Here is a 26,917-nt window from a genome sequence, read left to right as displayed (position 1 = left end):
TACGGAAAGAAGAAGTCGTTTAATGCGGCGTCGGCGCCGGCTTTCCCGTTGCTGGAGCAAGGTCGCCACGTAGTCTCGCGCGCGCTATGAAGAACTCCCCGAAGCCGCTGAGCTCAAATCCGCACCTGATCACGTGGGTGGAAAAAATCGCCGCGCTGTGCAAGCCGGACGCCATCCACTGGGTCGACGGTTCGCAGGCAGAATACGATGCGCTGTGCGCGCAGATGGTTGCCAGCGGCACGTTCATCAAACTCAACGAGAAGAAGTGGCCGGGCTGCTTCCTCGCCCGCTCCGACGCCAGCGACGTCGCGCGCGTCGAGGACCGCACCTTCATCTGCTCGTTGTCGAAGGACGCGGCGGGCCCGACCAACAATTGGGTCAACCCGTTCGAGATGCGCAAGACCCTCAAGGGGCTCTTCGACGGCTGCATGAAGGGCCGCACGATGTATGTGCTGCCCTACAGCATGGGCCCGATCGGCTCGCCCATGTCGCAGATCGGCGTCGAGCTCACCGACTCGCCCTACGTCGTGGTGAACATGCGCATCATGGCGCGCATCGGCGCCGAGGTGTTCAAGCTCATCGACAAGGATTTCAAGCGCGTCGTCCCCTGCGTCCATTCCGTCGGCGCCCCGCTCGCGCCCGGCCAGAAGGACGTGGTGTGGCCGTGCAACAAGGAGAAATATATCGTCCACTTCCCCGAGACGCGCGAGATCTGGAGCTTCGGCTCCGGCTACGGCGGCAACGCGCTGCTGGGCAAGAAGTGCTTCGCGCTCCGCATCGCCTCCGCCATGGCGCGCGACGAGGGCTGGATGGCCGAGCACATGCTCATCCTCGGCGTCGAGAACCCGAAGGGCGAGAAGACCTACGTCGCCGCCGCGTTCCCCAGCGCCTGCGGCAAGACGAACTTCGCCATGCTCATCCCGCCCCCGCACTTCCAGCAGCAGGGCTGGAAGGTGTGGACCGTCGGCGACGACATCGCGTGGATCAAGCCCGACGCCAACGGCCGCCTGCGCGCCATCAATCCCGAGGCCGGCTTCTTCGGCGTCGCGCCCGGCACGGGCGACCACACCAACCCCAACGCGATGAAGGCGCTGGCGAAGAACACCATCTTCACCAACGTCGCGCTGACCGATGACGGCGGCGTGTGGTGGGAGGGCATGACCAAGGAGGCGCCCGCGCACGCCATCGACTGGAAGGGCAACGACTGGACGCCCGCGCTCGGCAAGGAGAAGGGCGTCACCGCTGCGCACGCCAACGCGCGCTTCACCGCGCCGGCCAAGCAGTGCCCGACGATCGATCCGGCCTGGGAGGACCCCGAGGGCGTGCCGATCCACGCCATCATCTTCGGTGGCCGCCGCGCCACGACGATGCCGCTCGTGTTCCAGGCCTTCAACTGGTCCAGCGGCGTCTACATCGGCGCGACGATGGGCTCCGAGATGACCGCCGCCGCCGCCGGCACCATCGGCAAGGTCCGCCGTGACCCGATGGCGATGCTCCCGTTCTGCGGCTACAACATGGGCGACTACTTCCGCCACTGGATCAACATGCAGAAGGGCCTGAGCGAGACGCCGCGCGTCTTCCACGTGAACTGGTTCCGCAAGGACAAGGACGGCAAGTTCATGTGGCCGGGCTTCTCCGAGAACATGCGCGTGCTGAAGTGGATCGTCGACCGCGTGCGCGCCGGCGGCAAAGCCAAGGAAACGCCGATCGGCTGGGTGCCGCGCTACCGCGACATCGAGTGGGACGGCCTCGACTTCCCCGAGGAGAAGTTCGACGAGCTGCAGCACTTCGACCGCGAGGCGTGGAAGGCGGAGGTGCTCGGCCAGGGCGAGCTCTTCTTCGACCTGCACGCCACGCTGCCGAAGGAGCTGATCTTCGAGCGCGAACTGCTCATGTGCCGCATGGGCTGAACGCCCGACCGCTCATCCCGGCGGATTTGCCGAAACCTTTCGCGGGCGCATGGTCTCAAGACCATGCGCCTTTTCCTTTCCCTGCTCGGCAGCGTGCTCCTGCTGGCCGGCGGCGTCCGCGCGGACCCGCCCGCCGCCGGCGATGACGGCGACCCGCTCGCCGCCGCGCCGGCCCCGCTCCGCGAGGCGGTGGCGCAGTTCGGCCGCGACGCGAACCGCTGGGCCTACACCGTGCACACGGTCTCGCGCGACAAGAAGGGCCGCGTCACCGAGGACACCGTCGCGCGCTTCGACCCGTCGCAGCACTACGACGTGCAGTGGACGCTGCTGCAGACCGGCGGGAAGGACGCGACCGCGGTGGAGCAGAAGAAATTTCGGAAGCAGCGTGCGAAGATGAACAAGGACCGCAAGACCTTCGGCGAGCTGCTCGACCTCGCGCAGGCCCGGCTGATCCCCGACGCCCCCGGCGCGCCGGCGACGCTGAGTTATCTCGTCCCGCTCCGGCAGGAGGCGAACAGCCGCTTCCCGGTCGACAAGGTGGAGGCGATCGTGCGCATCGACGCCGGGCGGCAGGCTTTCCAGGCGATCGAGCTGCGGCTGAAGCAGGCCGTGCGCGCGCTGCTGATCGCCAAGGTGAAGAGCGCCTCCGCGACGATCGATTTCCGCGCGGCCGATCCCCGATTCGCCCCCGTGGTGTGCCGGATCCGCGCCGATCTCGGCGCCGCGATCGCCTTCGTCCCGGTCGAGCAGCACACGGAGCAGACCCGCAGCGACTTCAAGCGCGTCACGCCCTACGACGACCGCTTCGTGGTGAAGCCCGGGCCGCTCCGGACGATCGATTTCTAGACCGCCGGCGCGGCGTTTCTCCGCTACAGCCGGCCGCGTTCTGTGCCGATGGCAGGAGGACACCTCTTGCCCTGATGACGCTGGACCACGCCACCATCGTATCCCTCGGTTCGCGCCTGCCTCCGTCGCTGGGCGTGCTCGGCCGCCTGCAAACGCTGCTCAACGACCCGACGGCGGACCTCGACGACATCGTCGAACTGGTGAACATCGACCCGGCGCTGACTTTCCAGGTCATCAAGCTCGCCAACAGCGCGCTCTACGGCCTGCGCGCCCGCTGCGAGTCGCTCGAGGACGCCGTCGCCCGCGTGGGCTTCGGCGACATCCACCAGATCGTCGGCCTCGCGGTGTCGCGCCACGCGTTCCAGGGCGAGCTGCCGGTCTACGACATCGCCGGCGGACGCCTCTGGGAGAACGCGGTGGCGATCGGGACGCTGAACGCCGAACTCGCGCTGCTGGCCGGAGGCGACGCGCGCGCGGCCTACGCCACGGGCCTGCTGCGCAGCATCGGCAAGGTGGTGTTGAACAATTTCGCGCCGCTCACGGCCTATCCGGGCGAAGCGGCCGCGCCGCGCGTCCACGAATGGGAAAAGGCGCAGCACGGGGTGGACGCCGCCGAGGTCTCGGCGGTGCTGCTCGACCACTGGCGGTTCGCGCCGGAGACGATCGGCGCCGTGCGCGGACAGCACGCGCCCGAGCTGCAGCCCGAGTTCGCCGGCGCCGCGGCGCGCCTGCACCTCGCCTGCGGCATGGCGGCCGGTCGCGGCTGCGCGCTGCCGGGCGAGAGCGCCGGCTGGCGGGTCGAGCCGGCGATGTTCCGTCTGGCCGGCGTGCCGGCCGAGACGGTCGCGGAGGCGGTCGAGCGCGCGCACCGGCGCTTCGTGGCGTGCGCGATGCTCGAGTGGTCGAGCGCGGCCTAGCCGGCGGCCGGCGTGGCGAAGGTGAGGGCGGAGTAGGCGAAGAGCGCGACCATCGCCGCGGCGAACGCCGCGCGCACGATCGCGCTGACGAGGAAGCCCAGCGCCGCGCCGAGGCCGGATTTCAGCGCCTCGTGGTCGGTGCGCTTCCCGAGCAGCTTTTCGGCCGCGACGGCGCCGAGGACCGTGCCGAGCAGCAGCGCCGGCAGGGAGAAGAACATCCCGACGAGCGCGCCGCCGCCCGCGCCGGTCAGGCCCCATTTCGAGCCGCCGAACAACCGGGCGCCGAGCAGCGTGCAGCCGAAGTCCGCGACGACCGAGCCGAGCCAGAACACGCCGATCCAGACCACCGCGGCGGTGCTCACGCTCGCGGGCAGGAGGAGCTTGTGCAGCAGCACGCCGGCGAAAATCAGCGTCGTGCCCGGCAGCAGGGGCACGACCGAGCCGACCAGCCCGGCGAGGAGCAGCAGCACGGTGAGGGTCCAGATGGCGTAGTCCACGGCCCCCAGCGTGTCCGGCCAGGGAGCGGAGGCAAACGCCGGTTGCGGTTTCGGAAACGCCCGCGGGGATTCCACGCCGGCGCCGGCCGGGCGGGTGGCCGCGGTCGCGCCCGGGCCGCGTGGCCGCCGGGCGCCCGGGTGCGGCCGCGGCGGGCGTCCAACTGTAAGACGAACATCGGTGTTGTCTCGCGCGGACCGGCGCGCAGTCTCGCGCGCCAATGCCTGCCCCGATACCCCACGACGACGCGGTGCACAGCGAAGCGTTTCTCCACACGCTCATGCGCCGGCAACTGAAACTGTCCATCGCCTGCGCCGCGGCCTTCCTGGTCGTGCTGTTCGGGCTGCCATTGGCGAACTACTTCGCGCCGCAGCTGATGGCGACGCGCATCGCGGGCTTCACGCTGAGCTGGCTGCTGCTCGGCGTGCTGTTCTTCCCCGCGGTGTGGGTGATCTCGTGGCTGTTCATCAAGCGCTCGATCTGGCTCGAGCAGGATGAAGTCGAGCAGGTGAAGAAGGGGAGGGCGGAATCATGAGCGCGCTTTCCCTCGTGCTGGCGCAGACCGCGGGCGGCGTGTTTGCGGGCGTCGATCCGTGGATCCTGGCCTTCTCGATGATCACCGTGGTGGTGACGATCTGGATGGGCTTCCGCTCGGCGAGGACGTCGAAGACGGCGAGCGACTTCTTCGTCGCCGGCCGCTCCGTCTCGGTCGGCTGGAACGCCTCGGCGATCTCCGGCGAGTATCTGTCCGCGGCGTCGTTCATGGGCGTGGCAGGCATGGTGATGTCGAGCGGCTACGACGCGCTGTGGTATCCGGTGTGTTACGCGTGCGGCTACCTCTTCCTGCTGCTGTTCATCGCCGGGCCGCTGCGCCGCTTCGGCGCCTACACGATCCCGGACTTCGCGGAGGGCCGGTTCGACTCGCCGCTGTTCCGCAAGATCGCGGTGTGCTTCGTCCTGTTCATCGGATTCTTCTACACCATGCCGCAGATGAAGGGCGCGGGCACGACGCTGGCCTACATCTTCCCCGGGCTGCCCTACTGGGTCGGCGTGGTGGCGGTGGGCGCGGTGATCACCCTGAACGTCGCGCTCGGCGGCATGAAGGGCATCACGCTGGTGCAGGCGTTCCAGTATTGGATGAAGATGTTCGCGATCAGCGTGCCGGTGTTCGTGCTGATGTCGGTCTACGGCTTCTACGGCGCGCATCTCGGCGCCAACGACGGCCGCGCGCTCGCGGCGGCGAAGGACGCGGCGCCGGTCGTGCAGACGGTCGAGCGCAAGCCGCTCGTGGAAAAGGCCCCCGCGGACACCGCGTGGGTGTCGCCGTTCGGTCCGCTGACGACGAAGGCGGCGAAGGCCGCCGGGCTCAGCGCCGAGGAGGCGCGGCCGTATTCGCTGCTCTACACCTACTCGCTCATCATCGCGCTCGTCTGCGGCACGGCGGGCCTGCCGCACATCCTCGTGCGCTTCTACACCAACCCCGACGGCGTGGCGGCGAAGCGGACGACGATGTGGGTGATGATCCTGATTGGCATCTTCTACGTGTTCCCGCCGGTGTTCGGCGTGCTCGGGCGCAACCTGCTCCCCGAGCTCTACGCGGCGACCGGGGCCAAGGGCACGGACAAGGTCGTGCTCGAGCTGCCGCGCGCGGTCGGCGGCGTATGGGGCAGCGTGCTCAGCGGCATCACGTGCGCGGGGGCGTTCGCGGCCTTCATGAGCACGTTCAGCGGCCTGCTCGTCTCGATGACGGGCGCGCTGGCGCACGACGTCTACGGCCGGATGCTGAAACCGCACGCGACGGCGGCGGAGCGGCTGCGGATGTTCAAGATCGCCGCAGTGGCGATCGGCGCGGTGGCGATCGGGCTCGGCTGCTTCGTCGAGCCGCTGGAGATCAACTTCATGGTCGGCCAGGCGTTCGCGATCGCGGCGGCGAGCTACTTCCCGCTGCTGTTCATGAGCGTGTGGTGGCGCGGCATGACGATGACCGGCGCGGCCACGGGCATGCTGACCGGCGGCCTGTTCGCGCTCGCGGCCGCGACGCTCGTGAACGTCAGCAGCCTCGCGCTCGACAAGGGCCCGATGGGGAAGCTGTTCGCGGGCTTCGCGCCGATGAACGAATTCTGGCAGCACCACCCGCTGCTCCGCATCCTCTGCGAGCAGCCGGCGATCTGGACCGTGCCGCTGGCCATCACCCTGATGATCGTCGTCTCGAAACTGACGGCGGCGAAGGTGCCGGACGACGTGCGCATGAAGATGCTCGTGCTGCACGCGCCGGAATCGCTCGGCCTGAAGAACGAATACATCCAGGAGCACACGGCGGCGGGACATTGAGCGGTCGCACCGGTCGGGGACCCGTGACGCACGGAAGGCCGGCCGCCGCCCGCGCGGCGCGCCGGGCCCCGCCGTCCTGAAGCGGCTTGCGCCGGTCGGAGGGGCGGCCTTTCCTCGGGCGATGAAAGGCTGGCTCGGGGATCTGCTGCGCACGTTCGCGGCGTGGTGGTATTGGAACGCGCGCAAGACGATCTACGTCGTGCGCGGCCGGGTGGGCCGTTGTCCGTGTCACAACAACAGCGACATCGGCGGGGTGGACGGCGTGCGCTGCGACGCGGTGGTGTTCTGGAAGGACCCGCGGCGCTTCGGCCAGCGGGTGTGCCCACTGCTCACGCGCAATGCCAAGGGCGACTGGGTGTGCAGCGCCTCGCCCGCGGACGTGCGGCCGTTCTGGGGGCGCGTGTTCGCGGCCCACGCGGCCGCGGTGCTGGCGCTGGCGCTGCTGGCCGGGCTCGGCGCCTGGGGCGGCATGCGCGCGGTCGGCTACCGTGTGAGCCTGCGGCAGATCTTCTGGCCCCTGGCCTGGCGGGAAATGCGGCAGGTGCGCGCCGACCTCTTTCGCGAGAAGGGCGAGGCCGCGCTGGCGACGGGGCACCCGCGCGAGGCGATCGCGGCCCTGCGGGTGGCGCGACAGATCAACCCGGGTGACTACGCCAGCGGCATGCTGCTGGCGCAGCTCCTGCACCTGGTGCAGCCCGACGCGGCGGACGGACTTTACGCGCAGCTGCTCTCGCAGCACCCGGAGCGCGGCAAGGAGACGGCGCGCATCTGGTGCCGGAGCATGCTCGCGCGCGGGCAGATGTCGGGCGTGGCCGCGCTGGCGCTGGCGCGGCTCGAGGCCGAGCCGGACGGCACGGCGGCGTGGACGCACGCCCTGATCACGGCGGCCCGCTGGACGCGCAACTGGGCGATCCTCACCACGGCGATGGACGACGCCCGGCTGCCGGCGGAGACGCGTGCGATCTGCGCCCTCGAGCTGAAGCTGCGGCGCACGGACGCGGCGGGTGCGCGCGCCCTGCTGGAGGCGCAGCCGGCGCCGGCGACCCCGTATGCCGCGCTGCACCGCGTCGAGCGGCTGATCGAGTTCGGCGACACGTTCGAGGCGCTGGACCTGCTGCGCGCGGCGCGCGGGCTCCTCGCCGGGCGCGACGTGGCGCGGCTGACGCTCGCGGCGCACGCGGTCGGGCATTACCCGGCCCGGCTGGAGCGCGAGAGCGGCATCCTGCTGGACGCCTCCGGCGCCGACGCGGCGGCGGGCGTGGCGATCGTGGCGCAGCACCTGATCCGCTATCCGGATGCGGGGCTGCTGCAGCGCTGCCGGGAGGCGTTCTTCCGCCTGCCGGTCGGGGCGGGGCGCGACGAGGCGGCGGCGGCGCTGTTTTGCGCGGCGGCGCTGGCGGGGCAGATCGACTGGCTGCCCGACATCCGCAAGCAGTTCGCCGGGCAGGATGCGGCGAGCCTGGTGGCGCAGCAGCGGATCGAGGAGCGGTTGCGGGCCAAGGATTGGCCGCCGCTGTTCCTCCTGACCGTGGTGCGGCCGGTGTCGGCGGAACTGAATTACGCGGTGATCGAGCGCATGATCAGCCTGAGCGCGAGCGCGGTGCGCCCGCCGGCGAAGGGAAGTGACGCGCCGCGGGCGGGCCCGGGCGCGGCGCCAAAGAAAAAGGCATGGCGGGAAGCCATGCCTCGCGGGAGCCGGTGGCGCTGGGGCGGTTACTTGCTCGTGAATTCCTTCGCGCCGAGCAGTTGCGGCGTCGTGGAGGAGCTGGGCGTGCGGTAGATTTCGACGCGGAAGGTGTGCTTGCCCTTCGGCACGGGGAAATTCAGGTGATACATGTTGTTGCCCTGAATGGTGTAGGTCGGCGGGTTGGGCGAGCGGCGGTCGTAGGCGTAGAGCGTCGGGGCGGAGGCGGAGCCGTTGCCGCGAATCTCAAAGATCGCGATGACGACGGAGGTGTCGAAGTCGCCCTTGCACTTGCCGTGGATCTCGTCGTCGTCGTCGCGACCCCAGCCGTAGTGCTCGCCGTTGTCGCAGTCGTAACTGCCGTTGTGGTCGCGGTCGTCGTCGTTGCGGTCGCAGCCATTTCCGTTGCCGTTGCCGTTGCCATTGCCGTAGCCGTTGCCGCGGTTGCAGCGCGCGTGGGTTTCGCAGCAGATGCGGAACTTGATGGGCAGGACGCAGCCGCCTTGCTGGACCTTGTTGAGGTTGATCGGCGGCAGCCAGAGGACGTCGCAGCTGGACGGCGGCGGCGGGGTGGTCTCCGTGACGGTGAAGGTGGTGGAGGCGCTGGCGACCACGCCCGAGCTGGTGCCGGTGGCAACGAGCGTGTAGGTGCCGGGCGCGCTGACGGAGAGCGTGCCGGTGCCGCCGGCGGTGGCGGTGCCGAGGCCGGACGGAGTGACGGTGACGGCGTTGCCGTTCAGCGTCGCGGAAACGGCGCTGATGGTGAAGCCGGTGTTGGCCAGGGCGGTGAAGGAGAAGGGCACGGCGGTGGCGGGCGAGCCGGCTACGCGGGTGATGACGGTGCCGTTGACCGGCTGGCTGATCGTGACGGTCGGCGTCGGCGTGAGGGCCGTGACGCTGAAGGTGCGGGTGGCGGTCGCGGTGCCGTTCGGGTCCGTGGCGGTGACGACGAGGGTGTAGCTGCCACCGGAGGTGATGGCGAAGTTGCCCGTGCCGGCGGCGTTGAGGGTGGTCAGGCCGGTGGGGGTGAAGGTGACGGGCGTGCCGTTGAGCGTGGCGGTGAGGGTCTGGATGCCGCCGTAGTAGCTGGTGGCCGAGAAGGAGTAGGGAAGGGTCAGCGTGGTGCCGGTGACCATCGTGTAGGACGGGCCGATCGGCTGGGCGATGCTGACGACCGGCGGCGGGGCGGAGACGTTGACGGTGAACTCGGCGCTGTCGGTGCTGGTGCCGAGGTCGTTGGTGGCTCGGGCGCGGATGGTGTAGGGGCCAGGGGCGGTGATGGTGAGGTTGCCCGTGCCGGTGATGGAGCCGTCGGAATTGGTGGTCCGCGTGAAGGTCAGCGCGGCGCCGTTGAGGCTGGCGTCGAGGGTCGTGATCGGCGTGACGGTCGGCGCGGAGGCCTTGAAGTTGAACGGGATCGTCAGCGGGCCGACGGCCGGCAGGTAGGTGAACACATCGCCATCGACCGGCGTGTTGAGGGTGATGGTGGGGACGTCACCGACTTTCTGCGGGTAGATGGTGGCGTTGAGGAAGGCCCAGGGGTCTTGGGTGCCCGGGGCCCAGCCCTGGGTCTCGATGCGATAGGCGAAGCCGCCGGCGGCGGTGCCGAGCGGAAAATCGGCCGTCACCACGGTTTTCAGCGTCTGGTTGGGCTGGGTGAAGTCGAGCGTGGCCGGGGTGAAGGACACGTAGCTCAGCGCCGTGGCGTCGGAAACCCCCGTCGGCTTGGTGAGGATCGTGACGACCGGACGGATCGTGACCGTCTGCCCCGGCGTGAGGTTGAACGGGGAGGTGATGGAAATCTCGACCGTGCGGTAGAGCGGCTGGTCGCCCTCGACGACCGTCAGGCTGGGGTCGTATTTGACGATGGGAACATCATCGAACGCGAAGACGCGCAGGGACGTCAGGACGGCGGCGAACAGGAAAGTGCAGGCGCGAGCGAAGCCGGTTTTCATAGGCAAGTGGGGTGACCGAGCCCGCAGTAAAGGAAAGGTGGCCCTACCGTGCAAGCCAATAGGTGAAACTCCCTAAAAATTATCTGGACCCAACTAGGCCTGTAGGGAATATTTCTGGCGCGAGAATGTCTGCCCGCCCCGCCAACGGATTGTCTCCCGGTCGTCGCGTTTTTCGACGCGTCGGGCTGAGTCTTTGGGTGACGCTGACGGCGGTCAGCGGCTGGGCCCAAACGGCCGTAACGTGGAGCACGACCGCGGATGGTAATTGGACGACCGGTGGCAACTGGAGTGGCGGCAGCGCGCCATCCAACAGCCTCACCACCAACTACGCCTACTTTAACAACGTCGGCTCCGGCGGCACCACCACCGTCACGGTCGACAGCAATCGCTCCGTTGCCGGCATCCGCTTCGGCACGTCCGCCGGAGCGTTCACGATCACCAAGACCGGCGCCACTCGCACGCTCACGCTCGGCAGCTACGGCATCCTGCAGGAGGATGATACCGATCAGGTCATCACCGGCGCCGGCTTGCGGCTCACCCTCGGTGCGGCCTCCACTTTCACCGTCTCTGGCACCGGCAACCTCACCATCTCCGCGTCGGGTGGCACGATCGCCACGTCCGGCACCAACACGCTCACCCTTACGGGCAGCAACACCGGCGTGGGCACCATCTCGTCGCAGATCGCCGGCACCGGCGGCACGGTCACCAAGTCCGGCACCGGCACATGGGTGCTGTCGGGCAACAATAGCTACACCGGCGGCACGACGCTCGCCGGCGGCACGCTCCAGGTCGGTCACGCCAACGCCCTCGGCACCTCCGGCACGATCAAGTTCACCGGCGGCACGCTCCAATACGGCAGCGGCATCACGACGGACTACTCCTCCCGCATCGCCAACAGCACCGGTGCCATCGCGGTCGATACCAACGGCAACAACGTCACCTTCGCCTCCGCCCTCGCCGGCACCAACACCGGCGGCCTGGCCAAGTCCGGCAGCGGCACCCTCACGCTCTCCGCCGCCAACAACTACACCGGCGGCACCACCCTCAACGCCGGCACGCTCGCCGTCGGCAACAACAGCGCCCTGGGCACCGGCACGCTCACGGTCAACGGCGGCACGCTCGCGGCCAGCGGCGGCGCGCGCACCCTCGCCAACGCCGTCAGCCTCGCCGCCGACCTCACCATCGGCGGCTCGCAGGATCTCACCCTCTCCGGCGGCATTGCCCTCGGCGGCGACCGCACGTTCACGATCGACAACACCGGCACCACCACCTTCTCCGGCGCGATCACCGAGCCCTGGTATTCCGGCATCACCAAGGCCGGCAACGGCCGCCTCGTCCTCTCCGGCTCGAACAGCTTCAGCGGCGCCATGATCGTCAACGGCGGCACGCTCGCCGTGACCAACAGCGGCGCCCTCGGCAGCTCCACCTGGGGCAACATCGTCGCGAACGGCGCGACCCTGGAGCTCTCGAACAACGTCAGCCTCACCGAGGGCGGCTTCACCATCACCGGCACCGGCGACGGCGGCGCCGGCGCCATCAACAATCTCTCCGGCACCAACACGCTCAGCGGCCAGATCGTCCTCGGCGGCACCACCACCATCAATTCCACCGCTGGCAGCCTCACCCTCGGCTCCTACACCGACCTCGCCGGCTACGGCCTGACCGTCGCCGGCACGGGCGACACCACGTTCTCCGCCCAGATCGGCGGCACCGGCGGCACCCTCACCAAGTCCGGCAGCGGCACCCTCACGCTCTCCGGCGCCAACAGCTACGACGGCGGCACCACGCTCGCCGGCGGCACCATCGTGGCCAACAACGCCGCCGCCCTCGCCTACGCCGGCAACATCACCTTCACCGGCGGCACGCTCCAATACGGCAGCGGCATCACGACGGACTATTCCTCCCGCATCGCCAACAGCACCGGTGCCATCGCGGTCGACACCAACGGCAACAACGTCACCTTCGCCTCCGCCCTCGCCGGCACCAACACCGGCGGCCTGGCCAAGTCCGGCAGCGGCACCCTCACGCTCGGCACCGCCAATTCCTACACCGGCGCCACCAGCGTCGCCGGCGGCACGCTCCAGCTCCAGAACTCCGGCGCCATCGGCACCGGCGCCGTCAGCGTCACCGGCGGCAGCACGCTCCAGCTCTCCTACAGCGGCACCAACTCGAACTCCAACGCCCTCACGCTCAACAACGGCACGCTGCTCAACTCCTCCGGCACCAACTCCTGGCTCGGCACCATCACCCTGGCCGGGGCCGGCACCATCACCAACAACTCCTCCGCCGAGCTCGCCATCGAGAACTCCAGCCGCGCCCTCAACGTCAACCTCGGCGCCAACACCCTCACCGTCGACGGCACCGGCAACACCCGCATCTACTCCCGCGTCGGCGTCAGCGGCAACACCGGCGGCTTCACCAAGAACGGCAGCGGCACCGTCACCTTCTACGGCTACGAGAACCTCTACACCGGCACCACCACCGTCAACGAGGGCACCCTCGTCCTCGACACCGCCAATTCCTACGTCGACAAGACCATCCTCGGCAACCTGGTCATCGGCGACGGCACCCACAGCGCCACCGTCCTCTACGGCACCGGCAGCGCCGACAACAAGATCAAGGACACCTCCGCCGTCACCATCAACGCCGGCGGCCTCCTCGACCTCAACGGCCGCCGCGACACCATCGGCGCCCTGACGATGAACGGCGGCACCATCGACACCCGCAACACCCTCGGTTCCCAGGGCATCCTCACCCTCGCCGGCGACGTCACCATCGGCGGCAGCACCGCCTCCACCATCAACGGCTACCAGTTCTCCCTCAACGACCAGACCAGTGCCACCAACATCCGCAACTTCACCGTCGCCAACGCCACCGGCGACACCGCCAGCGACCTCACCATCAACTCCCAGGTCGTCTTCGGCGGCATCAACAAGCTCGGCCTCGGCACCATGACGCTCACCGGCGCCAACACCTACGGCGAAGCCACCACCGTCAGCGCCGGCGTCCTCAACATCCGCAACGACACCGCCCTCGGCGCCACCGCCGGCGGCACCACCGTCAGCGCCAACGCCGCCCTCGAGCTCCAGAACAACATCCACGTCGGCGCCGAGACCCTCAGCCTCGCCGGCGACGGCTTCGGCGGCAGCGGCGGCGCCCTACGCAACGTCAGCGGTAGCAACACCTGGGACGGCGCCATCAACCTCGCCCAGAACGCCCGCATCACCACCGACGCCGCCAGCACCCTCACCCTCAACGGCGCCATCACCGCCACCGACAAGAACCTCACCTTCGAGAGCGCCGGCACCACCTACGCCACCAACGCCATCGGCACCGGCACCGGCACCGTGACCAAGACCGGCACCGGCACGCTCTACCTCTCCGGCAACAGCACCTACCAGGGCACCACCACCGTCAGCGCCGGCGTCGTCAACATCAGCAGCAACGACGCCCTCGGCTCCACCCTCGCCGGCACCACGGTCGCCAACGGCGCGGCCCTCGAGCTCCAGGGCAACATCCACGTCGGCGCCGAGACCCTCTCGCTCGACGGCAGCGGCGTCTCCGGCGGCGGCGCCCTCCGCAACGTCTCCGGCAACAACCAATACGACGGCACCGTCACCGTCGCCGGCGCCACCGCGCTCATCCAGGCCGACGCCGGCTCGCTCAAGCTCGGCGCCGTCGCCGTCGGCGCCAACGCCCTCACCGTCGGCGGCGCGGCCAACACCGAGATCGCCGGCGCCCTCACCGGCGGCACCGCCGGCTCCCTGACCAAGAACGACGCCAGCACGCTCACCATCTCCAGCGCCAACAACAGCAGCTTCCAGGGCAACGTGAACATCAACAGCGGCACCCTCCTCATGGCCGCCAACAACGCCCTCAACAACGCCGCCGTCGACGTCGCCGTGAACGGCGGCACCTTCTCCCTCCAGACCTACGCCCAGACCATCGGCTCGCTCAGCGGCACCGGCGCGGTCGACTTCGGCGCCGGCGACGGCATCACCACCTTCAGCACGCTCACCCTCCTCGCCGACTCGACCTTCTCGGGCAGCTTCTCCGGCACCGGCCAGCTCATCGTCGGCGCCGGCGTCACCCTCACCCTCGGCGCCGACTTCAACGCCACCGGCGTCACCATCGTCCTCGCCGGCGGCACGCTCAACCTCAACGGCCACGACAGCACCTTCGCCGGCCTCACCCTCACCGGCAACTCCACCATCGATTTCGCCTCCGGCGCCGACTCGATCGTCCACTTCGGCAACCTCTCCCTCGGCTCCTACACCCTCGCCGTCGCGAGCTGGACCGACGGGCAGGACTACTTCCGCGTCACCAACGACCCGGGCAACAAGGGCGCCGCCCCGCTCAACCAGGTCACCTTCTCGCCCTCCGGCTCGTGGGTGGGCAACGACACCATCTGGACCGGCGACTACTCGGGCTACACCTACAACGACGAGGTCCGCCCCTGGAAGCCCGTCCCCGAGCCCTCGACCTACGGCGCGATGCTGATGGGCGCCGGCCTCGCCCTCTTCGGCTACCGCCGCTGGCGCCAGTCGCGCGCCGCGGCGAAAAGCTAGTCGCGGCGGGAGGCGGGGCCCGCGGCCCCGCGGAATGGAGTTCTCGCGGCCGTGTAACTGGGCCCGCGCAAAATCGTCCCTCCGGCGCCGATTGACGCCCCGCGCGCGCCGCGCGACGCTCGTCCCCGCCATGCGCGCGCTGTTGCTCCTCCCCCTGCTCGCGATCGCGGCCCTCGCCGCGCCGCCGCCCTTCCCGAAACCCGATCCCGCCGCCCAGTTCCGCGAGTGGAAGCTCTACGACGCCGCCGGACACCCCTGGCGCGCCGCGCGCGAGGACTGGGCCGGCGCCCGCACCCGCGTCGCCGGTGACCCGGCCTGGAAAAAATGGCTCGAACGCGAACACGCCGAACTCGACGCGTGGATCGCGCGCCACCACGACCGCGTCGAGTGGATCGCCGGCTGGTCGCACGACGGCATCAGCCCCAAGGACGGCTCGCGCCTCACCTGGGTCGACCGCATCCCCGGCGAGGAGAGCGACCATTTTTCCAGCCCCTCCGACCCGCAGGTCGCCATCACGCCGAAACTCCACGCCTGGTGGGTCGTCGGCTTCCGCGACCGCCACGTCGCCATGATGGTCCGCGCCGCCAAGCTCGCCCGCCTCACCGGCGAGGCGCGCTACGCCGAGTGGGCGGCGAGCCAGCTCGATTTCTACGCCGACCACTACCTGCAGTGGCCCTCCCCGCCGCCGAGCGCGCCGACCCGCACGGGCGCGCGCCTCTTCTGGCAGACGCTCAGCGAGGCGAGCGGCCTGATCAAGTTCGCCGAGACCGCGCGCCTGCTCGGCGACCGTGTCGCGCCCGCGCGCCGCACGGCGTGGACCGACAAGCTGTTCCGCCCCGAGGTCGCCGTGCTGAACCACAATTTCCAGGCGATCCACAACATCGCCGTCTGGCAGCGCGGCGCCGTCGCGCAGGTCGCGCTCCTCCTCGGCGACGAGGCGATGTGGCGCGAGGCGCTCGACGGCCGCTACGGTTTCCGCCGCCAGCTGGCCGAGGGCGTGACGAGCGACTACCTCTGGTGGGAACAGTCCCTCGGCTACAACGCCTACGTCGTCCAGGCCACGCTCTCGCTCTTCACCGCCGCCGGCCTCCACGGCCGCGCCGCGGAACTCGCCGACGAGCTCAACATCGCCGAGAACCTCATGCTCAGCCTGCTCGCGCTGCGCTTTCCCGACGGCAAGCTCCCCAATCCCGCCGACAGCCAGGCACCCGGCACCGCGCCCGACCGCGGCCTCTTCGAGCAGGCCTACCGCGTGTTTCCCACCGCGCTCGGCCTCCAGGCCGCCGCCGCCCGCCGCGACTGGGACACCCTGCTCGATCCGCCCGCCGCCGCGTCCGCCCTGCCGGCGCTGCCGGAGGTGACGACGCGGCTCCTCGAGTCCTCGCGCATGGCCGTGCTGCGGTCCGGTCCGTGGCAGGTCTTCGTCCACTTCGGCCAGCTCCAGCGCTCGCACGCCCAGCCCGAGGCGCTCAACTGGTCCGCGAGCTTCGACGGCGTCGACGTCAGCCACGACACCGGCACCACCGGCTACGGCTCGCCCATGCACCGCGGCTACTTCGCTCGCGGCGCCAACCACAACATCCCGCTCATCGACGGCGAGGGCGAGGACCTCGCCGCGCTCAACGACGCGAAACAGTGGCCGCGCGTCGACGGCGTGCCGCAGTCGCCGCAGCTCGGCCGCGTGCTCGAGTTCTCCGCCGCCCCCGCGCGCCTCAGCGTCGAGCAGCCGCGCTACACGCCGCATGCCCGCGCCCGCCGCACGCTCGAGATCGCCGGCGACACCCTGGTCGACCGCCTCGAGCTCGAGACGAACGACGGGCGCGACCACGCCCTCGGCTTCACCCTCCAGCTCCAGGGCGCCGTGCAACTCCCCGCCGACTTCGCCGCCGCGCCCGATTTCGCCCGCGGCCGCCCCGAGCCGTTCGGCTACTGGCGCGACGTGCGCGGGGCGACGTTCCGCGACCGCGTCCGCCTGCCCGTGCGCTGCGGCCCCCGCACGCTCGAGCTGGTGATCGAGTGCCCGGGCGAGTTCCGCCTCTGGCACGGCGACACGCCCGACGTGCCGCCGCGCCGCCGCGAGACGCTCTGCCTCGAGATCCGCGGCCAGCGCGCCGCGTTTACGACCCGCCTCGAGCCCGCCCGCTGAGCCGGCGAGGGCACCCCGGCCCGGCGTGTGCTGTCTAGGCGATCGTGGTCCGATATCTCCGCCTTTTCTCCTTTTTCCTGCTCGCCGGCGGCGCGGCGCTCACCGCGCGCGCGGACGACATCCTGCGCGATGCCGTCGCGCGCTGGCGCGACGAGCGCGACCACTGGGCGTTCACGCAGCTCGCCCGCGAATACGACGGCGGCAAGCTCAAGCGCGAGCGCCTCGAGCGCTACGATCCCTCGCGCCCCGCCCGCTGGGAGCTGCTCCAGCTGGACGGCCGGGTGCCCACGCCGTCGGAAAAGGCCGAGCTCACCGACCGGAGGAACAAAAGGCGCGCTCGCACACCAAGCCGGTGGCGGACTACTTCGACTTCGACCGCGTCCTCTTCGCCGGCGGCGACCGGCGCGTCGTGCGCTACGAGCTGCCGCTCCGCTCCAGCGCCAGCGCCGAATGGCTGTTCCCGATCGAGAAAGTCACGCTCGTGCTGGCGATCGACAAAGCCACCCGGGCCATCACGCGCGTGCAGGCGCGGCTCGACGAGCCCTTCCGCGTCGCGCTCGGCGTCTCGCGCGTGCTCGACGTGCAGCTCGACATCGTCACCGCGCTGCCCGGCGGTGACGGCACCGCGGTCGGCCCGGCCGCGGCGAAGCCGAGCGGCACCGCGCGCCTGGTCGCCACGAGATTCGGCGACCGCGTCGAATACGAGTGGAGCGACTTCCAGCGCGTCGCACCGGCGGCGGACCGCCCCGCGCCGCGCTGATTTTCCGCGTCCCGCGCCGCGATGCCGAGCTTTGGCCAAGATATGCGCAAAGGTGACGGGTCTCGTCATTGACCGGCCGCACCGGACGGCCTCGCAATCGAGGTGTCATGCATTGGACCAATCCTCCCACGCACTGGCCGCGCCTGATCCAGGGCGGCATGGGCATCGGCGTCTCGAACTGGCACCTCGCCCGCGCCGTCTCGCTCCGCGGCCACCTCGGCGTCGTCTCCGGCACGGCGCTCAACACCGTCTTCGTCCGCCGCCTGCAGGACGGCGATGCGGACGGCGCCATGCGCCGCGCGCTTGCCGCCTGCCCGCTGCCGAACGTCTCCCAGATCCTCGAAAAATACTTCGTGCCCGGCGGCATCGGCCGCCAGCCCTACCGGCTCGCGCCGATGTTCGCGCTCGACTCCGCCGCCGAGCTGCTCGGCCTCACCGCCGCGGCGAACTTCGTCGAGGTTTACCTCGCCAAGGAGAGGAATCCCGGCGTCGTCGGCCTCAATCTCCTCGAGAAAATCCAGCTGCCCACGCTCGCCTCGCTCTACGGCGCCATGCTGGCCAAGGTCGACTACGTGCTGATGGGCGCCGGCATCCCGAAGGCGATCCCCGGCATCCTCGACCGCTTCGCCGCCGGCGAGAAGGCCGAGCTGCGGATCGCCGTCGAGGGCACGAAGGACGAGCACGCCATCGCGCTCGATCCCGCGGCGCTGTTGAACGGGGAGAAATGGACGCTGCCGCGCCCGAAGTTCCTCGCCATCGTCTCCTCGTCCGTCCTCGCGCTGACGCTCGCCCGCAAGTCGAGCGGCAAGGTCGACGGCTTCGTCGTCGAGGGCGCCACCGCCGGCGGGCACAACGCCCCGCCGCGCGGCGGCACGACGCTGAACGAGCGCGGCGAACCGATCTACGGTCCGCGCGACACGCCGGACCTCGCCGCGATCAAGGCCATCGGCCTGCCGTTCTGGCTCGCCGGCGGACAGGCCACGCCCGACGCCCTGCGCGCCGCCGAAGCGGCCGGCGCCGCCGGCGTGCAGGTCGGCACGGCATTCGCGTTTTGTCGCGAAAGCGGACTCGCGCCCGAGATCAAGGCCGCCGCGCTCGCCCGCGCCCGCGAGGGCGCGCTCGATCTCCGCACCGACCCGCGCGCCTCGCCGACGGGCATGCCCTTCAAGGTCGTCGACCTGCCCGGCACCGTTGCCGACCCCGCGGTCTACGCGGCGCGTCCGCGCCGCTGCGACCTCGGTTACCTGCGCGACGTCTACGCCGCGCCCGACGGCACGCTCGGCTATCGTTGCCCTGCGGCGCCGGCGGAAAAATTCGCGGCCAAAGGCGGCGACATCGCCGAGACGGCCGGCCGGAAGTGCCTCTGCAACGGCCTGCTCGCCGCCGTCGGCCTCGGCCAGCGCGACGCGCACGGCGCGAGCGAGCCGCCCATTGTCACCGCCGGCGACGATGTCCGCGGCCTCGCGCGCTACCTCGCTCCCGGCGCCGACAGCTACGGCGTGGACGACGTGCTGCGCTACGCGGGAGCGTAAGCGGGCCTAGCTGCCGCAGCAGGCGTCGGCCTGCTTCGGCTTCGCCAGGAAGCGGGCGATTTCGTCCGGCGTGAGATGATCGATCGCCGGATGACCCGCGGGCAGGGCGGCGGCTTTCTTCGCCGCGCCCAGCTCGCTGCCGCAGCGCGGCATGGAAGAGCCGAAGAAAGGATTTTTCGTGCCCGCCGCGCGCTGGAACCAGCGACCCTTGCCGACGACCGGCGCCATCGGGCATTGGAAGGTCCGCAGCTTCAGCTGCGCGTCCACGCCGGTCGTGCGCAGGAAGTCCACCGCGGCGGTGCTCGCGACGGCAAAGTCCTCGCGCGCAGCGTCGATGTCCTTGCGTCCGGGCAGGAGTTCCGCGCCGGATTGCTTCAGCGCCGCCTTGGCGGTCGCGTCGCTCGCGATCAGGGCGTCGATGGCCGTGCGGAGTTGCGGCTCGATTTTCTGATAGGCGGCGAAGTCGTCGGCCGCGAGCGCGGCCGCGGCGTCGGTCAGGACGCTGGCCAGCTCCGTTGCCGGAGCCGGGGAGGCGGCGCGTGCGGTGAGCAGGCCGAGCAGGGAAAACAGAGGAATCAGGAGGCGGACAAGGAAACGGTTCATGAGGATGACAGGGAATACGCCGGCGCGCGCCGGATCACTCGAAGAATCGAGCCAAAGGCAGAGCGAAGCCGGGCGCCGGCTTCGCTCGCGGAAGAGACGGCTCAGGAGCGGCCCGCGCAGCAGGAGGCGCCGGGCATTTGCTCATTGGCGCAGTTGTGGGCGGCGGCGACCGTCGAGCCGCAGGCGCGGCACGAGTGCTTTCGGGCGACCTCGACGCTCTGCACCTGCTGGCGGTTGACCGGGCCGACGAAGCGCGTGACGCGGACGGATTCGTCCTTGCATGACGGGCAGGCGAACGCGCCGGGCGCGGCGGTTTTCGGAGCGGCTGAGGGCTTGTCGCCGGGGCGGAAGAGTTGCGCGGTCTGGCCGGCGTTGCCGATGAGGGAGAAGCCGGCGAAGAGGCCGGCGAGGATGAGGAGGCGGGTGGTTTTCATGGCGGGAGAGTTGATGAAGAGGCGACGCGATGGTCGTCACTGGGTGGAACGCTCCCGCGTGTCCGCGCCCTCGGAAACTTTCTGCGAAATCCTGCGCATCCGTTGGCCTCCGGGATCGCGCGGGAAAAGAAAAAGGCGCGCCGCTTGGGGGCGGCGCGCCAGTTTCTTGGGGAGCTAACAGCCAGCAATGGCGTGTGCTTGGTCTTGTCGCCCTTTCGGGTCGGGGGTGTCGCTTACTCGTTCTCCTCCGGCGGCGTGAAGCCGCGGCGGAGGACGTTCTCCGCGATGAGACGCGGGAAGAGGAAGTTTTCCAGATACTCGCGGCCGCCGGCCTTGGTGCCGCCGCCGGACATCTTGAAGCCGCCGAACGGATGGCGTTCCACGATCGCGCCGGTGTTGCCGCGGTTGATGTAGAGGTTGCCGACGAGGAATTCCTCGCGGGCGCGGGCGATGGCGCGCGGGCTGCGCGAGAAGAAGCCGCCGGTCAGCGCGTAGTCGTTGTCGTTCGCCATCGCGAAGGCCTCGTCGAGATCCTTGGCCTTCAGGATCGCGACGACGGGCCCGAAGATTTCCTCGCGGACGATCTTGTGGTCGGGCTTGCAGCCGGTGAACACGGTCGGCGGCACGAAATAGCCGCCGCTCGCGAGCAGTTCGGGCGAGAGCGTGGCCTGCCAGGCGAGCTTCGACTCCTTCTTGCCGGCTTCGATGTAGCCGAGGATCGATTTCTGCGCGGCATCGTCGATGACCGGATTCACAATCGTGCCGGGTTGCGACGGATCGCCGACGGGAATCGTCGGGCAGGCGGAGAGGAAGCGTTCGACGAATTTGTCGTAGACGCCCTCGAGCACGATCAGGCGCGAGAGCGCGGAGCATTTCTGGCCGGCGAAGCCGAACGCGCTGTAGAGGCACGCCGGGATCGCCTCGTCGATGTCGGCGTCGTTGTCGATGATCATGGCGTTCTTGCCGCCCATCTCGCAGACGACCTTCTTGAGGTTGAGCTGCCCGGGCTTGGTCTTGCCCGCCTCCTCGTAGATGCCGAGACCGACTTCGCGCGAGCCGGTGAAGGCGATGAAGTCGATCTTCGGGTGCGCGACGAGGTGCGCGCCGGCGTCGGCGCCGGAGCAGGGCAGGTAGTGCAGCGCGCCCGCCGGCACGCCGGCTTGCGTGAGGATGTCCATCAGGAACGCGCCGATGATCGAGGTCTGGCGCGCCGGTTTGATGATCATGCAATTGCCTGCGACGAGCGGCGCCACCGTGAGGCCGGTGAGGATCGCGAGCGGGAAGTTCCACGGCGCGACGGACACACCGACGCCGCGCGGCGTCCAGACCTGCACGCAGTGTTCGCCGGGGACCTTCTGCGTGACGACGGGCTTGGCCATGCGGCGCATCTCGACGGCGTAGAAGCGCAGGAAGTCGATCGCCTCGGAGGTGTCGGCGTCGGCCTCGACCCAGGGTTTCGCCGCTTCGAGGATGAGCAGCGAGTTAATCTCCATGCGCCGCGACTCCATGATGTCGGCCGCGCGCTCGAGCATCTTCGCGCGGTCGTCGACCGGCGTGGCACGCCACTTCGGGAAGAACGCGACGGACGCCGCGACGGCGTCCTCGGCGTCCTGCACCGTGCCCTTGGCCCAGTAGCCGACGACCTGCGACGGACGCGCGGGGTTGACGGACGGCAGGAACGGGCGGTCGGTGACCTTCTTGCCGTTGATGATGACGGGCCACTTCTTGCCCAGCTGCGTCGCCTCGAAATTCTTCAGCGCGGCGCGCTGCTTCTCGCGGTTGGCAGCGAGCGTGTAGTCGGTGTTGGCGGCGTTGATGAACGCGCCGGTCGGGCGCGGCTTGCGCGCGAGCGGTTCGGTGGCGGCGGCGAGGGCGTTGACCGGGTTGCCGAGGAGCTGCTCCTTCGAGGCTTCGCCCATGTTCTTGATGCGGAGAAAGCCTTCGTTGGAGGTGTTCTCGAGCAGGCGGCGGACGAGATACGCCATGCCGGGGAGGAGTTCGCCGATGGCGCTGTATTCGCGGACGCGGTGGCCCATCTGCAGCAGCGCGGCCTTCAGCTCGTCGGCCATGCCGTAGAGCGCCTGGAACTCGTAGTGCTTCGGGTGCACGCCGAGGCGCTCGGCCTGCACGATGGCGTGCGAGACGGAGCGGACGTTGTGCGAGGCGAAGTTCGGCGTGATGATGTCGGCGTTCTCGAGCAGGTAGACGGTGAGCTTCTCGTAGTTCGCGTCGGACTCGGGCTTCTTCTGCCAGACGGGGATCGGCCACTCGCGTGCCTGCGCGTTGACCGTCTCGGCGTCCCAGTAGGCGCCCTTGACGAGGCGGATGTTGAGCGGGCGGTTGTTCTTGCGCGCCCAGGCGACGAGGTCGCGGAGGTCCTGCTCGCAGTCGCGCAGGTAGGCCTGCATGGCGATGCCGATGGCGGGCTTTTGCGCGAACTCGGGCTCCTCGAAGATGGATTTGAAGAGCGCCAGCGTGAGGTCCTTCAGCTTGTAGCTCTCCATGTCGAAGTTGATCAGCGCGCCGACCTCGATGGCGCGGCGGAGGATCGGGCGGAGGCGGTGCTTGAGGGCCTTGATCGAGTTCTCCGGATCGGCCGGATGGACGTCGGGCGTGAGCGCGGAGATCTTGACCGAGAGATTGAGGCGCGGGAACGCTTTGCCGTCCGGGCCGAGGTCGGAGAAGCACGGCTCGGGCTCCTTCGCGTAGAACTTCGAGACCGAGTCGAGGATCTCGAGGTTGCGCTTGAGGAACACGTCGGCCTCCTCCTCGCTCACGACCGCCTCGCCGAGGAGGTCGATGGTCGTGGCGATGCCGAGCTTGATGTTCTTCTTGATCTGCTTGAGCAGGTCCTCGCCCGTCTCGCCGGCGACGAACTGCCCGGCCATGTCGACGATCTGCGCCTTCACCGGGCCGGCGACGAGCGCGGGCGCGAAGGACGAGGCGGCGAGGCCGGCCTTCAGCGCGGGGTTCAACTCGACGGCCTTGTCGCCGAGATACTCCTGGAGGTGGCGGACGATTTCGCCGGAGGAATTGAGCGAGGGAAGGACATCGACGAAGCGGAACAGCTGCGTCTTGAACGCCGGGTCCTTCATCGACCAGTCCATGAGGCGGGCGTAGGCGCCCTTCTTGGAGAACAGCGCCGGCGGCGGCTGCTGGTCCATGAGCGCGAAGAGCTGTTCGCCCTTGGCGCGAACGGCGGATTCAATTTTCGGGTCCGGGGTCAGGAATTGAGCCATGGCGGGAAAGCGTTGGCACCATAGTCCGGCGCGCCTTCCGAGTCGCAACCGGGCCGCGGCCTAAAAATGGCGCGTTCACGACTTCTAATTGTAAGAAAATCGTTTTCTTCTCGCCGCTTGCCATCGTGGAGGAGGCGGCATCCGATGAGCGATATACGATGGCTATGCGCCCCTTCGCACCTGCATGAACTGCCTCGGCCTCATCGGCGGCATCGGCTGGGAGTCGACCGCCCTCTATTACCGGCTGATCAACGAGACCGTCCGCAGCCGCTTCGGCAGCCTCTACACGGCGCGGATGCTGATCGACAGCCTCGAGTTCCAGGCGCTCGACACGCTGGTGAAGGAGAATCGCTGGAACGACGCCGGCGCCATGCTGGCCGAGGCCGCGCGCAGGCTCGAGGCGGCCGGCGCCGACGGCGTCGTGATCTGCTCGAACCTCATGCACTACGTCGCGGAGCACGTCGAGGCGGCGGTCGACATCCCGCTGCTGCACCTCGGCGATGCCGTGCTGAAGGAGCTGCGCGCCGCCCGCGTCACGCGCGTCGGGCTGCTGGGCACACGTTTCACCCTCGAACATGACTTCCTGCTCGAGCGCCCGAAGGACAAGCCCGAGCCCGGCCGGCCGCGGCGGCCGATCACCGTTTTCCAGCCGCACGCGCGCGATTTGGACGAGCTCGACCGCATCATCTACGGCGAGGTCTGCCGCGGCATCGTGCGCGAGTCGTCGCGCGAGACACTGCTGCGGCTCGCCGGCGAGCTGCGCGCCCAGGGCGCGCAGGCGATCGTGCTGGGGTCGTCGGAACTTGGACTCTTGCTAAAACCCGATGATTTCCATGAACCTATCTTCGACAGCACCGAGGTCCATGCGCTCGCTGCTGCCCGCTGGTTGATGAAAGACAAATCGGCCGGCTCGCACCGCACGTGAAACTATGAAGATCCGGGAGAGAATCATGGAGACCGCCGCCTCGATGCCGGCGGCCCCGCGCATTTTCGCCGAGCTGGGTCGGCGGTTGCGCGATCCCGAGTGTCCGCTCGACGAGGTCGCGGAGCTGGTGAAGCGCGACACCTCGCTCGCGGCCCGGCTGCTGCGCATGAGCAACAGCGCGGTGTTCCGCGGCGAGCAGCGCACGGCGTCGGTCGAGGAGGCGGTGGCGCGGCTCGGTTACCGGGAAATCTTCCAACTCGTCGGCTTGATCGCGAGCGAACAGCTGGCGGACGCCGAGTTGAAGAGCTACGGCATCGAGGCGGTCGAGTTGCGCACGCACGTGCTGAAGACCGCCATTGTGTGCGAACAGCTGGCTCGGGAGTGCAAGATGGACGAGCGCGCCGCCTACACGGCGGGCCTGATGCGCGCGGTCGGCTTGTTCGTTTGCGACCGGCTGGCGCAGGCCCAGGTGCCCGCGGCCGTGTGGCATCCGGTGCGGGATGGCGACTATCTCGGCTGGGAGGCGAAGCTCTTCGGCCTCGGCAGTCCGGAGATCGCCGGCATGATCCTGGAGGAATGGCGCTTCCCGGACGACGTGGTGGCGGGCATCCGCGGGCATTATTGCCCGCCGGAGCAGACGGACGCTCCGGCACTCGCGTGTCTGCTCAACCTCGCTTCGACGCTGGTGGCGGACGACCGCGGCGGGTTGCCCGGCGAAATCCGGCATTGGGGCGTGACGCCCGCCAAACTCGGTCGCCTCGGTTTGAAGCCGCGCCAGGTGGAGTCCGCCCGTGATCGCGCGAGTAAGCTATTTTCTCAACGGCAATCACTTGTGAATGAACTGCACGCGGCGGGGCCGGCCGGGGCGGCTTCGACCCATCAAACGGCGGCCGATATCCAGGCGCAATTCGCCCGGGTGAGGACCGTGGAGCCTGCGCCAGCGAAGAAAAACTGCGACTCGGAGCCCTCCAACGGGGTGGTGGGGAAGAACGATGATCCACCGGTGCACACCACTGACGCTTTGCCGCAAGTAGCCGCTCCGACCGATTTCACGACCTTCATGCGCAACTACCAAGACATGGTCTATTCCACCGCCGTGCGTCTCATCGGCAATGAGACGCAAGCGGAGGACATTGCCCAGGAGGTCTTTATCAAGGCGCACGAACACTGGGAAAAGCTCGCCGGCAGCCCGACCGCCGGCGGCTGGCTCAAGACGGTCGCGACCAACATGTCGATCAACCACATCCAGCGCTACAAGAAGCGCTGGAGCTTCTTCTCCGACCTCGTCCACCGCAGCGACGAGGGCGAGGAGAAGGAGGTCGAGTTCGCCGCGCCCGACACGTTCTTCCACGGCGTCGACTCGATGGAGCGCCGCGAGCTGATCGAGCTCGCGCTGGAGAAGCTCCCGCCGCACCAGCGCGTGCCGCTGGTCCTGTTCCATTTCGAAGACATGCCTTACGAGGACATCGCCAAGAAGCTCGGCGTCTCCCTCTCCAAGGTGAAGACCGACATCCTCCGCGCCCGCGAGGCCCTCGCCAAGATCCTCGTCCGCCGCGTGGCCACCCACGAAACCTTCCAACCCTGAGCGCGCGTCATGAATCCCGAGAAAATGAATCCTGACGAACTCGAGCAGTTCATCCACCGCGAGCTCCGCGCGCTCCCGTCGCGCAAGGCGCCCGAGGGCTTCGAGGCGCGTTTCCAGGCCAAGCTCGCCGCCCGCCAGACCTCCGCCGCGCTCTCGCCCGCGCAGCTCGAGCAGCTCGTCCACCGCGAACTCCGCGCCCTGCCGCCGCGCCGGGCCCCGCGCACGCTCGAGGCCCGCGTCTTCGCCGCCATCGAGCAGCGCAGCCAGGTCGCCTGGTGGCACAAGAGCTGGAGCTACTGGCCGGCGGCCGTGAAGGCCGCGTTCGCGTTCGTCGCCACGGCGTTCGCCGGCACCGCGGTCGCCGCCTCCTACTCCCTGCTCTCCGGCGTGAATCCGGAAAAGGTCGCCGCCGAGGCCGGCGAGCGCCTCAGCCTCTTCACCAAACTGTGGCACGCCGCCGCCTGGACCGTCGACTTCGTCGGCGCGCAGGTCGGCGCCATCCCGTCGCTGTGGCTCTACGGCGGCCTCGCGTTCCTCGCCACGATGTATGTCGCCTTCTTCGGCCTCGGCGCCGTCGCCTATCGCGCGCTCTACCGGCCCAATTGATTTGCCTCCCATGAACCAGACCCGCTTCCGCCTGCTTACCCTCTGGCTTGCGCTCGCGCTGGCAACCCTGCCGGCGCTCCGTGCGCAGGAGGCCCCTCCGCCCGCCCCCGCGCCGGAGAAACCTGCCACCGTCGAACCCGCCCAGCCCGCCGACCAAGCCGTCGCCCCCACCGACGAGAAGGAGAAATCCCCGCGGTCGCGCCGGCCGAGGCCTCCCAGAAGTCCGAGGAGCCCGCGCCCGCCGCGGAGGTCACCAAGACCGACGAGGCGCCGCTGCGCGAGCTCGCGCCGTCCGCAGAGTCGAAAGACCAGAAGCCGGTCAAGGCCAAGAAGGCCAAGCGCCCGCGCGGCACCGGCCCGGCCAACGGCATCGAGCGCGCC

18 protein-coding genes are annotated in these 26,917 nt (G+C 69.5%); 13 read left to right on the top strand and 5 right to left on the bottom strand.

Annotated elements, in window-relative coordinates; translation table 11 throughout:
• Positions 1-86: 86 nt before the first annotated feature.
• The 3 genes from ACMYLB_RS20700 to ACMYLB_RS20690 all read left to right on the top strand — a co-directional run bounded on the left by ACMYLB_RS20700 (position 87) and on the right by ACMYLB_RS20690 (position 3,673).
• Entirely contained in the window at positions 87-1,910 is a 1,824-nt protein-coding gene (locus ACMYLB_RS20700) for a phosphoenolpyruvate carboxykinase (GTP) (RefSeq protein ID WP_415908838.1), read from the top strand.
• Between the two features lie 63 nt (positions 1,911-1,973).
• Positions 1,974-2,756, top strand: coding sequence for a hypothetical protein (locus ACMYLB_RS20695; RefSeq protein ID WP_415908837.1), 783 nt, complete (start codon positions 1,974-1,976; stop codon positions 2,754-2,756).
• Positions 2,757-2,830: 74 nt separating this feature from the next.
• On the top strand, positions 2,831-3,673 hold the full coding sequence (locus ACMYLB_RS20690; protein WP_415908836.1) for an HDOD domain-containing protein: 843 nt from the start codon (positions 2,831-2,833) through the stop codon (positions 3,671-3,673).
• On the opposite strand, the gene ACMYLB_RS20685 is transcribed toward ACMYLB_RS20690, so the two are convergent.
• Positions 3,670-4,170 (bottom strand): DUF456 family protein, encoded by a 501-nt coding sequence (locus ACMYLB_RS20685; protein WP_415908835.1) that lies wholly within the window; start codon positions 4,168-4,170, stop codon positions 3,670-3,672. The two genes, ACMYLB_RS20690 and ACMYLB_RS20685, sit on opposite strands and share 4 nt — an antisense overlap.
• A gap of 218 nt (positions 4,171-4,388) precedes the next feature.
• Between ACMYLB_RS20685 and ACMYLB_RS20680 the strand changes: the two genes are divergently transcribed.
• The 3 genes from ACMYLB_RS20680 (at position 4,389) to ACMYLB_RS20670 (ending at position 8,279) form a co-directional block, all read left to right on the top strand.
• Positions 4,389-4,703, top strand: a complete 315-nt coding sequence (locus tag ACMYLB_RS20680) for a DUF485 domain-containing protein (RefSeq protein ID WP_415908834.1) — start codon at positions 4,389-4,391, stop codon at positions 4,701-4,703.
• Positions 4,700-6,499 carry a cation acetate symporter gene (locus ACMYLB_RS20675; RefSeq protein ID WP_415908833.1) on the top strand — a complete coding sequence of 600 codons (1,800 nt, stop codon included), beginning with the start codon at positions 4,700-4,702 and terminating at the stop codon, positions 6,497-6,499. Before ACMYLB_RS20680 ends, ACMYLB_RS20675 begins: the two co-directional genes overlap by 4 nt.
• A 121-nt stretch (positions 6,500-6,620) precedes the next feature.
• Positions 6,621-8,279: a tetratricopeptide repeat protein gene (locus ACMYLB_RS20670; RefSeq protein WP_415908832.1), complete on the top strand. Its 1,659-nt coding sequence runs from the start codon at positions 6,621-6,623 to the stop codon at positions 8,277-8,279.
• Here ACMYLB_RS20670 and ACMYLB_RS20665 read toward each other — a convergent pair.
• Positions 8,213-10,138, bottom strand: coding sequence for a hypothetical protein (locus tag ACMYLB_RS20665; RefSeq protein ID WP_415908831.1), 1,926 nt, complete (start codon positions 10,136-10,138; stop codon positions 8,213-8,215). The two genes, ACMYLB_RS20670 and ACMYLB_RS20665, sit on opposite strands and share 67 nt — an antisense overlap.
• Positions 10,139-10,335: 197 nt before the next feature.
• On the opposite strand from ACMYLB_RS20665, the gene ACMYLB_RS20660 reads away from it, so the two are divergent.
• The 4 genes from ACMYLB_RS20660 (at position 10,336) to ACMYLB_RS20645 (ending at position 19,144) form a co-directional block, all read left to right on the top strand.
• Entirely contained in the window at positions 10,336-14,706 is a 4,371-nt protein-coding gene (locus ACMYLB_RS20660; protein ID WP_415908830.1) for an autotransporter-associated beta strand repeat-containing protein, read from the top strand.
• A gap of 130 nt (positions 14,707-14,836) precedes the next feature.
• Entirely contained in the window at positions 14,837-16,852 is a 2,016-nt protein-coding gene (locus ACMYLB_RS20655) for a heparinase II/III family protein (protein WP_415908829.1), read from the top strand.
• A 352-nt stretch (positions 16,853-17,204) separates the two neighbouring features.
• On the top strand, positions 17,205-17,612 hold the full coding sequence (locus tag ACMYLB_RS20650) for a hypothetical protein (RefSeq protein WP_415908828.1): 408 nt from the start codon (positions 17,205-17,207) through the stop codon (positions 17,610-17,612).
• Positions 17,613-17,719: 107 nt separating this feature from the next.
• Positions 17,720-19,144: a nitronate monooxygenase gene (locus tag ACMYLB_RS20645; RefSeq protein ID WP_415908827.1), complete on the top strand. Its 1,425-nt coding sequence runs from the start codon at positions 17,720-17,722 to the stop codon at positions 19,142-19,144.
• Between the two features lie 6 nt (positions 19,145-19,150).
• Here the strand turns inward: ACMYLB_RS20645 and ACMYLB_RS20640 are convergent, their stop codons facing one another.
• From ACMYLB_RS20640 to ACMYLB_RS20630, 3 genes are all read right to left on the bottom strand, one after another.
• Complete coding sequence (locus ACMYLB_RS20640; protein WP_415908826.1) at positions 19,151-19,747, bottom strand: hypothetical protein; 597 nt, start codon at positions 19,745-19,747, stop codon at positions 19,151-19,153.
• Between the two features lie 101 nt (positions 19,748-19,848).
• The gene (locus ACMYLB_RS20635) at positions 19,849-20,181 is read right to left on the bottom strand and encodes a hypothetical protein (protein ID WP_415908825.1); all 333 of its coding nucleotides are present in this window, start codon (positions 20,179-20,181) and stop codon (positions 19,849-19,851) included.
• 233 nt (positions 20,182-20,414) lie between these two features.
• The gene (locus ACMYLB_RS20630) at positions 20,415-23,420 is read right to left on the bottom strand and encodes a proline dehydrogenase family protein (protein ID WP_415908824.1); all 3,006 of its coding nucleotides are present in this window, start codon (positions 23,418-23,420) and stop codon (positions 20,415-20,417) included.
• Between the two features lie 184 nt (positions 23,421-23,604).
• On the opposite strand from ACMYLB_RS20630, the gene ACMYLB_RS20625 reads away from it, so the two are divergent.
• From ACMYLB_RS20625 to ACMYLB_RS20615, 3 genes are read left to right on the top strand one after another with little or no spacing between them, the layout of a single operon-like run.
• Positions 23,605-24,345, top strand: coding sequence for an aspartate/glutamate racemase family protein (locus ACMYLB_RS20625; protein WP_415908823.1), 741 nt, complete (start codon positions 23,605-23,607; stop codon positions 24,343-24,345).
• A gap of 25 nt (positions 24,346-24,370) precedes the next feature.
• Positions 24,371-25,930: a sigma-70 family RNA polymerase sigma factor gene (locus ACMYLB_RS20620; RefSeq protein WP_415908822.1), complete on the top strand. Its 1,560-nt coding sequence runs from the start codon at positions 24,371-24,373 to the stop codon at positions 25,928-25,930.
• Positions 25,931-25,939: 9 nt separating this feature from the next.
• The gene (locus ACMYLB_RS20615; RefSeq protein ID WP_415908821.1) at positions 25,940-26,536 is read left to right on the top strand and encodes a hypothetical protein; all 597 of its coding nucleotides are present in this window, start codon (positions 25,940-25,942) and stop codon (positions 26,534-26,536) included.
• Positions 26,537-26,917 lie beyond the last annotated feature (381 nt).

The organism is Oleiharenicola sp. Vm1, from assembly GCF_047777955.1.
Classification (GTDB): domain Bacteria; phylum Verrucomicrobiota; class Verrucomicrobiia; order Opitutales; family Opitutaceae; genus Didemnitutus.
Note: the sequence above shows the minus strand (reverse complement) of the source record. Positions and strands in the feature narration are given on the sequence as shown.